At 43.8% G+C, this 8,417-nt stretch carries 9 protein-coding genes; 6 read left to right on the forward strand and 3 right to left on the reverse strand.

All coding sequences use genetic code 11. The features are described from left to right. Window positions 1-82: 82 nt before the first annotated feature. Window positions 83-1,084, reverse strand: coding sequence for a reverse transcriptase/maturase family protein (locus PHF79_00330; GenBank protein ID MDD5318257.1), 1,002 nt, complete (start codon window positions 1,082-1,084; stop codon window positions 83-85). A gap of 3 nt (window positions 1,085-1,087) precedes the next feature. On the opposite strand from PHF79_00330, the gene PHF79_00335 reads away from it, so the two are divergent. Next, a complete protein-coding gene (locus PHF79_00335) occupies window positions 1,088-1,492 on the forward strand; it encodes a four helix bundle protein (GenBank protein ID MDD5318258.1) in 405 nt (134 codons plus the stop codon). Window positions 1,493-2,015: 523 nt separating this feature from the next. Here the strand turns inward: PHF79_00335 and PHF79_00340 are convergent. Beyond that, window positions 2,016-2,708 (reverse strand): hypothetical protein, encoded by a 693-nt coding sequence (locus tag PHF79_00340; protein MDD5318259.1) that lies wholly within the window; start codon window positions 2,706-2,708, stop codon window positions 2,016-2,018. A 356-nt stretch (window positions 2,709-3,064) separates the two neighbouring features. On the opposite strand from PHF79_00340, the gene nusA reads away from it, so the two are divergent. Genes nusA through PHF79_00355 form a run of 3 tightly spaced genes read left to right on the forward strand, consistent with a single transcriptional unit; the run spans window position 3,065 to window position 5,909 of the window. Then, complete coding sequence (gene nusA / locus PHF79_00345; protein ID MDD5318260.1) at window positions 3,065-4,222, forward strand: transcription termination factor NusA; 1,158 nt, start codon at window positions 3,065-3,067, stop codon at window positions 4,220-4,222. Between the two features lie 39 nt (window positions 4,223-4,261). Further along, entirely contained in the window at window positions 4,262-4,789 is a 528-nt protein-coding gene (locus PHF79_00350; GenBank protein MDD5318261.1) for an inorganic diphosphatase, read from the forward strand. Window position 4,790: 1 nt separating this feature from the next. Further along, a complete protein-coding gene (locus tag PHF79_00355; protein MDD5318262.1) occupies window positions 4,791-5,909 on the forward strand; it encodes a trigger factor in 1,119 nt (372 codons plus the stop codon). 55 nt (window positions 5,910-5,964) lie between these two features. Here PHF79_00355 and PHF79_00360 read toward each other — a convergent pair whose 3' ends face one another. Next, window positions 5,965-6,741, reverse strand: a complete 777-nt coding sequence (locus PHF79_00360; GenBank protein MDD5318263.1) for an RsmE family RNA methyltransferase — start codon at window positions 6,739-6,741, stop codon at window positions 5,965-5,967. Window positions 6,742-6,840: 99 nt separating this feature from the next. Between PHF79_00360 and PHF79_00365 the strand changes: the two genes are divergently transcribed. Further along, window positions 6,841-7,410: an ATP-dependent Clp protease proteolytic subunit gene (locus PHF79_00365; protein MDD5318264.1), complete on the forward strand. Its 570-nt coding sequence runs from the start codon at window positions 6,841-6,843 to the stop codon at window positions 7,408-7,410. A gap of 208 nt (window positions 7,411-7,618) precedes the next feature. Beyond that, window positions 7,619-8,417 (forward strand): Rnase Y domain-containing protein (locus PHF79_00370; protein ID MDD5318265.1); only part of this gene is annotated, 799 nt, incomplete at its 3' end.

The following is an 8,417-nucleotide window of genomic DNA, read 5'->3' on the forward strand; positions in this document are numbered from 1 at the left end:
GTCTAAAGTCTCTTTCGGGAGCACGGATAAATCCTTGCTAGGATTTTCCTCGTGCTCGCTCCGTCGAGCTCGCAAGTCTCCCTCAAGAGACTTTAAACTGATGGTTAGCGACCTTTTTCTGCAACTTCCCTGTGTTTCCATGACTTAAAAGCCCTAGATAAGATTGGATTACCTCCTTTTTTGTGTCTTTGTGGATATTCCTAAACATCCTTTTCTTGGTGGTGGTCCGTAAAACTCGATGAGTGGGAAAATGTACCCATCCTAAAAAATCAACGCCTGATGAAAAGGTTTTGAGATAGATTTTATCCGGATGAAGCGAAAGTTTCAGATTTTCGTATAAAAATTGGGAAATTTTTGGAAGAACTTTGAGCAATGTGTCTTTATCGTGGTGCATGATCACAAAGTCATCAGCGTAGCGAATATAGTGTTTCTGTTTTAGTTCGTGTTTTACGAACTGATCAAATTCGTTCATATAGATATTTACAAGAAGCTGAGAAGTTAGGTTGCCGAGAGGTAACCCCTTACCTTCTCCTATAGACTGAAAGCTATCGATAATTTGGATTAGCAACCATAAAACGTCCTTATCTTTCAGATACATGTCTAGTATGTCAATTAGTACCTCGTGATCGACAGATGCGAAAAATTTTCTGATATCGCACTTGAGTATCCAAAGTGTCTTCCTGTTATTCTTGCTCGCCTTGTACCCGTATTTCCTAAACTGCTGCACGGCTTTATGGGTTCCCTTTCCAAACCGACACGAATACGAATCTGATATAAATGTCCTGTTAAAGAAAGAATGAAGTTTACGATAAATTGCGTGGTGCAATAGTCTGTCACGAACACTGGCTTTATGAATATTTCTTGGCTTTGGATCGGATATATTGAACGCTTCATACGGAAGATGAACGTAAGTTTTGTCTTTTAATTCTAGGTGAAGAGCAATGATATTACTCATCAGATTTCTTTGAAATTCCTGTACATCTTTTCTGCCCTTTTTGCCGTTTATAAACTCCTCCCATGCTTCGAGCAAATTTTCTAGAGAAATGATATCGTTGTAACTACTATCAGAAGTAATTAAAGCCATTCTATGAAGTCTACCCCCCCCCCGAGAATCCTGCCAGTGTTACAAAAGCTAAAAACTGTGTATATCCAATGGTACGGCTATTTACAGACAATTCCGAAGCCTCATCGTCATTCCTTAGGCTTAAGAATTGATACTTTATTTGTTGAGAGCATGGAAGCGATCAGTGTGGCAAGTTTCCTGCAAAGGAAAGAAAAACTGCCTTGGGTGAAATTGGCTATACGAAAAATTGATACTGCAAAAGTCCTACTTATGGTGCTTTGGGAGACAAAATCATTAGACAGTAAAAAATATATTGAATTGTCGGTTCAACTGGAAGAAATTGGGAAAATGCTTGGTGGTTGGAATGGACAGATATCATCGAGACTTTTAAAACAAAACTCTCCTACCATGAAGGCGGGAGAGAAATGAGAGAGTTGCGAAGACGGAAGACGATCCGATTGTCGAGATCCCAATGATTGTCGGGATTCGTCCAATTGCCGTTGAGCCAACGATTGCCGTCATCGTTGCGCTTGACGTTGAACACGTTCGGGTTGCCGTCGGAGTCGATTTGTACATGATTTCATCTATTACACCACCCCTAGAATACTCGCAGGGTTGAATCTTATTTGTGATCTATAATCACTCAAAATCACGCACCAAGTATCTTCATTTTTTTGAAGTGTCTACATACACCACTCTAGCCGAAACCTTGGTCGCGGATATTCTCGATGCATGGATACTGGATTCGGTAGCGGAAAACCTTGGCCGTCCGCATATTCACCTACTACCGAAATTTATAATATCATAAAATAAAAGCCCCGAGCACGTGATCGTGTCGGGGGGAAGATTTTCTCGTCAGAAATGAATCTGGGCGATAGGTGTATCTTGCCTTAACTTTTTGCGCCGAAGGACAAAGTTCAAAGGGTCTAAGGAGACCACAGTGGACAAGTCCTTAGGGTTTAGCGATCTTGCGAAGACGGAAGACGATCCGAATGCCGAGAACCCAACGACGGCCGGGATACGACCAACGGCCGCAGAGCCAACGATGGCCGTCATCGCTGCGCTCGACGCTGAACACGAGCGGGTCGCCGTCGGAGTCGCTAATGCGTTCCATCGCCATCCAGACGACCTCGCTATTGGGCTGATCCTGATACTGGCGACGGAGTTGCGGCCCGTCTTCAGGAGAGCAAAGTTCGATGACGTAGCCATCGAGGCGCTTCGCACTCCACTCGGCGCAGAATTCCTTGGTCATGAACTCGTCCGTGCGCGGATTGGCGGTGAAGCCAAGATCTCGCGGTGTGAGGTCAATGAGATCAACGTCTTCTTCTTTTTCTGCCACCGAGAACGCGGGTTTGCCCATGATGCCTTTGGCGTAGTCACTGGACTCGTCCTTGACGCTCTCCGCGAGCTTTTTCTTGGACATACCGCCGACCTTGATGGTTTTCCACGGGGTCAGCGTGCGTTTCTGGATTGGCGAAGAGATCGGGGTCTTGTTTCGATCCTTAATCGCCACTACCGAGAGCGCGATTGCGGCTTCGGTATTTTCGATGGCCCATTGGACGTCATCGTTTGAGAGGGCTTCGAATCCCTCCTGTTTACTCACAATTGCCCCTGCGAGTACGGGGATCTGTTGTTTGGTTGCCATATATTTATGGCTCCTTTCATTTTTCAGCTTGACTAATGCCGCGAGTTTCAATCTTCGGTTCTCCTACTGATTGTTTCTCATCGACTAAGGAATCTTTCACCTTTCGTCGCAGCAGGGAGCGGCCTATTTGTAAGCCCCTTTCTGCTGTGACGAATTTCGCAATGTTTTTTAAAGATCTTAACTGCTGAATATTCTACCATATTTATATGCCCTTTGTCAACGATAGTGTTTGACAAATTACATTTACATACTATATACTATGCTTATTGAAGTTCGCTGTCGGGCGAGCTCGTTTTTTTACCAAAATTTGGCCTATTTTAAGGCTAAAATTAGAAAATTAATCCAACAAACCCAATATGTTCGACCTTAAAGTCATCCATTCCGTCCTTGATCAGCTCGAGGAAGAGCGTGGCATTCCCAAAGAAAAAGTCATTGAAGCCATAGAATTGGCCCTTGCAACAGCCTATAAAAAAGAATACGGCAAGCGCGGACAGCTCATCCCGGCGCATTTTGACCTGAATAGTGGCAGTGCCGAGCTCCAACAAGTCAAAGTGGTAGTGGATGAATCTACCGTGATCATGGGCGAGGAAAGTGTTGAGCACTCAGAAAGTGAAGCTAAAATGTCCGAAAACCCCGACGAAAAACCTCATTTCAACCCAGAACAGCATATTCTCATTGAAGACGCCCGAAAAATCAAAAAAGATGTCCAGCTCGGTGAAGAGCTTGTCTTCCCACTAGAAGAAAAGGGTGACTACGGCCGTATCGCTGCCCAGACAGCCAAACAAGTCATCATCCAAAAGATCCGTGAAGCTGAAAAGGTCTCTGTCCTTGCAGAATATGGCAAACGCGAAGGTGAAATCGTCACTGGCAGTGTCCAGCGTGCAGAGAGAGGGAATGTCTTTATCGACATGGGTCGCGCTAGCGGTATTCTTCCTTATGAGGAGCAGATCCCTAGCGAACACTATCGCCAAGGTGAACGTCTCCGCATGTATCTAGCCCGAGTAGAAGAGACTCCTCGGGGTATCTTTCTCAGGCTTTCCCGTGCTCATCCCCAGTTTTTGGCTGAACTTTTCAAAAGTGAAGTACCTGAAATTGCTTCGGGTGCTGTCGAAATCAAAGCGGTTGCCCGAGAAGCTGGTGCTCGTTCAAAAGTAGCCGTCTTTTCGTCTGACCCACATATTGATCCGATTGGTTCAATGGTAGGCCAACGCGGTGTCCGAGTTTCGACTGTCATGAGCGAGCTTGGTGGCGAAAAAATCGACATCATAGAGTGGTCCGAAGACCCTGCTCGCTTTATCGAGGACGCTCTTTCTCCTGCTAAAATTATTTCCGTCAAACTCAATCCTGAAGAAAAATCAGCCACCGTAGAGGTAAATGAAGATCAGCAGTCGCTCGCTATCGGCAAAGGGGGCCAAAATGTCCGCCTTGCAGCCAAGCTCACAGGTTGGAGAATTGATATCAAATCCGCAGCTGTTCCAGTCGCAGAAGCAACCCCAACTGAAGAAGAAAAATAATTAAACCGTTTAAAACTTTCAAAAAATAAAAATATGAGTATGAATCTATGGCACGACATTGATCCAGGGACTAGCGAAAACATCACGACTATTATTGAGATAAACAAGGGCTCAAAAAATAAGTATGAATTGGATAAAAAAACTGGGCTGATCAAGCTCGATCGTGCTATGCACACCGCACAGGATTACCCTTTTGATTATGGCCTTGTTCCTCAAACTCTCTGGGATGATGGAGACCCTCTCGATGTAGCCGTCCTGACCACGTATCCTCTTTTTCCGGGAGTGATGGTGCACGTCCGACCTGTGGCTATCATGAACATGGTTGATAGTGGAGAATCTGACGCCAAAATCATCGCTGTCCCAAATGAAGATCCTCGTTTTGACCACGTCAAGGATGTCACCGATATAAACAAGCACACTCTGAAAGAAATTGAACATTTTTTTCTTACCTACAAGAAACTCCAGAACAAAGAAGTGACTATTCATGGAATTGAAGGGGCAGATGCCGCTAAAAGAGCTTTCGAAAAATCCTTAAAACTTTATCAAGAAAAATATCCAAAGAAATAGCATGTCATCTTCACATAAAATTGTAGCGACCAAAGCTCTCCCCGATTCAGAAGTAGAAATAAAGGTTGAAATAGAGGCCTCAAAGCTTGCCGACCACCGCCTCGAAGCTGTCAAAAACCTCGGAACGCGAGTAAAACTCGATGGTTTTCGTCAGGGGCATATTCCAGAAAAAATCCTAGTGGATCGTCTTGGTGAAATGACTATCCTTGAAGAAGCCGCTGAGCTTGCTCTCAAAGAGGTCTACGGATCCATCATGGCCGAAGCCAAAATTTCAGAGACCAAAATCCACCCGATTGGCTCTCCAAAAGTCACTATCACAAAAATCGCAGCCGGCAATCCTCTCGAAGTCACTATCACCACAGCGATAGTGCCGTCAGTCGTTTTGCCTGATTACAAAAAAATAGCCGGTGAAGTAATGGCCCCAAAAAATGAGACGGCCAAAGAAGAAGAAATCGAAGTATCTGACAAGGAAGTTGATGATGCCATCGAGGATCTACGCAAGCGAGTAGCCCACAGTGATTTTCATGCAAAACAAGAAAAAGAAAAACCTGCTGAAACCAAATCGGACGATCATGACCACAACCACGGAGATCTGCCTCTTCCTGAATTAAATGAAGATTTTATTAAAAAGTTTGGAGATTTTGCCACAATCGAAGCCTTCAAAAAAACTATTCGTGAAAATATCCTTAAAGAAAAAGAATATAAAGCTAAAGACAAGAAGCGAGTGACTACTATTGAGAAAATAATCGCGGATATGAAGGTAACCCTACCGAAAATACTCGTAGAAAGTGAACTCACACGCATGATTTCCCAATTTAAATCAAATATCAAAGACATGGGCATGGACCCTGAAGCTTATCTTGTCCACAGTAAAAAAACTGAGGCAGACCTGCGCACCGAGTGGAAATCCGAAGCCGAAAAACGCGCCAAAATACAGCTCGCCATGAACCAGATTGCGCTTGAGGAAAAAATCCAGGCCAGTGAAGAAGAAATTAAAAAGGAAACCGAGCTGCTCCTTTCATCCTATAAGGACGCCGACCCCCTCAATGCTTCTATCTACGTCGAAACTGTCTTGACCAATGAAAAGGTCTGGGAATTCTTGGAAAAGCAGAATATGTAATATAAAGCATAAAAATATGTCTTATACTATATATTGAGAAAAAGGACTACCTAAACTATCTCAAACCACCAAAGCCTGCCAAAGAAATTGCTACGATTCCGGCAATTGCCGCCGTTTCGGCCCTCAAAATCTGACTCCCCAGACTGACAACATCAAAACTTTCTTTTTTAAAAAGCTCAAGCTCTTTTTCAGTCCAGCCGCCTTCTGGGCCAACAAACACGGCCACTGGGATACTATTTAGTGTGTTGATTTTATTTTTATTTTCAAAATTCCTCAGATTTTCCCCAGTCGGATCAAAAGCCACCCCTTGCATTTTTTTCTCTTTGACCAACGCAAGCGCCTCCGTTAGCGACACGACTGTCAAAACTTCTGGCAATATCACTCTCCCCGACTGCTCACTGGCTTCTATGACAATTTTCTTTAGGCGCTCTTCATTTAAAGACTTTTTTTCACTTCTTTCACTCACCACGGGTACAACCCCATCGACTCCCAACTCTGTGGCTTTTTCTACAATCCATTCAAAATTATCTTTTTTGACGACTGCAGCAAAAAGCCAAACCACTGGTTCTGATTGTTCAGACCCTCCGTCCTTCCTTTCATTCTTTTTATTAATCTTATCAACGATTTCCAAGCTAGCCCCTTTTTTCTCCAGAGCGTGAAACACCGTTCGATACTCAAAACCCCTTCCGTCAAACAATAAAACCTCAACCCCCGGCCTGAACCGAAAAACATTCCTCCATTGGTGTAGCAGGGCCGGAGAAGAGACTGTCAGTTCGTCCCCTATACCCAAATCATCTATTTTTTGTTCAATGTAAAATCTGTGAAGTCGCATACGACCAGTATACGTAAAAAGCCTAAAATACAAAAGGAGATAAAGAAAATGCCACCATCCTCTCGTTGCTTTTTTTGAGAATTTTGTTATTGTTTCTATATGTTAATCCCAACCGTCATTGAAAAATCTCAGTTTGGCGAGCGTGCTTACGACATTTATTCTCGCCTTCTTAGAGAAAACATTATTTTTCTGGCTGGTCCAATAGATGACAATGTAGCCAATATTGTCATTGCCCAGCTTCTTTTTCTCAATTCTGAAAATCCCAAAAAGGACATCTCACTCTATATCAATTCCCCTGGCGGTCATGTCACGGCCGGTTTAGCTATTATAGACACCATGAATAACATCAAAAACGATGTCTCCACCATCGGGGTGGGTATAGCTGCCTCAATGGGCGCCATGATCTTATCAGCCGGAGCCAAAGGTAAGCGTTTTTGTCTGCCAAACGCTGAGGTCATGATCCACCAGCCTCTAGGAGGTGCCGAGGGTCAGGCTACCGATATTGAAATCAGCGCCCGCCAAATCCTCAAAACCCGTGAAACTCTCTATAAAATGCTAGCTAAAAACAGCGGCCAGCCAATATCAAAAATTGAAAAAGATGCTGAGCGCAACTTCCACATGACAGCTGAAGAGGCCAAAAAATACGGCATCATCGACAAAATTCTCTAGTTATTGTAGACTGCAGGTATTACCTATATTAATTTAATGGCCTGCGGTTTTCTGATATTAGAGTAAATTGCCTTATTTATGCGTAAATTCGAAAAATTAAATCAAATTCATTCGCCTGGATCATTCCTTCTGAAAATTCCTAGAAAATTTTTGCGTGCTTAGAGTAGCAATTTAAAAACTAGTACAGAGACGGGGCTTAATAAAAGCCATGTTAGTATCATTAAAAACTGTGTTGCTCATTGCCGCCTTTATGGGGGCCATGGGACTTGCGTGTGGCTACATTCTTCGATGGATTGTGGCCTTGGGAAAAAAGGGCTCTATTGAGCTAGAAATCAAGAAAATGATGGTTGAGGCCACGGAAGCCGCCCAAAAAATTACCCTCGAGGCTGAGGAAGAGGCGGCGACTATTTTACGGACAGTCCGAGAAGAATCTAAGGATCGTGAAGATAAAAATAAAAAAACTGAAGATCGCCTGATTAAAAAAGAAGAACTTCTCGATGGTCGCCAAACTGAAATTGACAAGGAAGTAGAGGCTCTGAAAATAAAAATTGAGGAAATAAAAACTATCAAGGAACGTGCGGATAAGCTTGAATTAGAAAAAAAGACGGCCTTGGAACGAGTGGCCAAACTCTCTGCCGAAGAAGCTAGAGCGGAGCTTATCACAAAAGTTGAACGTGAAAGCGAAGAAGATATCCTAAACCGCCTAAAAAAACTAGAAATTTCCGGCCAAGAAAAACTAGAGGGAAAGGCTCGTGAGATTCTCGCCACTTCTATCCAGCGCCTTGCAAATGCTGTCACAGCTGATGTCTTCACGACTCATGTGCCGATTGCCTCTGATGAAATCAAAGGCAAAGTCATTGGCAAGGAGGGACGCAACATCAAAGCCTTCGAAAGGGAGACGGGCGTAGAGGTGATCGTAGATGACAGCCCCGGTTCTATCACCATTTCTTCATTTGATCCTATTCGCCGCCAAGTAGCTAGAGTGGCCCTCGAAGCCCTTATAGCTG

Source organism: Candidatus Paceibacterota bacterium (genome assembly GCA_028714275.1).
Classification (GTDB): Bacteria; Patescibacteriota; Minisyncoccia; order Phycocordibacterales; family CAINVO01; genus CAINVO01.

Bases quoted from the DNA above. Each gene is read 5' to 3' on its own strand.
- PHF79_00330 (MDD5318257.1), bottom strand. From the start codon at position 1,084: ATGGCTTTAATTACTTCTGATAGTAGTTACAACGATATCATTTCTCTA.
- PHF79_00335 (MDD5318258.1), top strand. From the start codon at position 1,088: ATGAAGTCTACCCCCCCCCCGAGAATCCTGCCAGTGTTACAAAAGCTA.
- PHF79_00340 (MDD5318259.1), bottom strand. From the start codon at position 2,708: ATGGCAACCAAACAACAGATCCCCGTACTCGCAGGGGCAATTGTGAGT.
- nusA (MDD5318260.1), top strand. From the start codon at position 3,065: ATGTTCGACCTTAAAGTCATCCATTCCGTCCTTGATCAGCTCGAGGAA.
- PHF79_00350 (MDD5318261.1), top strand. From the start codon at position 4,262: ATGAATCTATGGCACGACATTGATCCAGGGACTAGCGAAAACATCACG.
- PHF79_00355 (MDD5318262.1), top strand. From the start codon at position 4,791: ATGTCATCTTCACATAAAATTGTAGCGACCAAAGCTCTCCCCGATTCA.
- PHF79_00360 (MDD5318263.1), bottom strand. From the start codon at position 6,741: ATGCGACTTCACAGATTTTACATTGAACAAAAAATAGATGATTTGGGT.
- PHF79_00365 (MDD5318264.1), top strand. From the start codon at position 6,841: ATGTTAATCCCAACCGTCATTGAAAAATCTCAGTTTGGCGAGCGTGCT.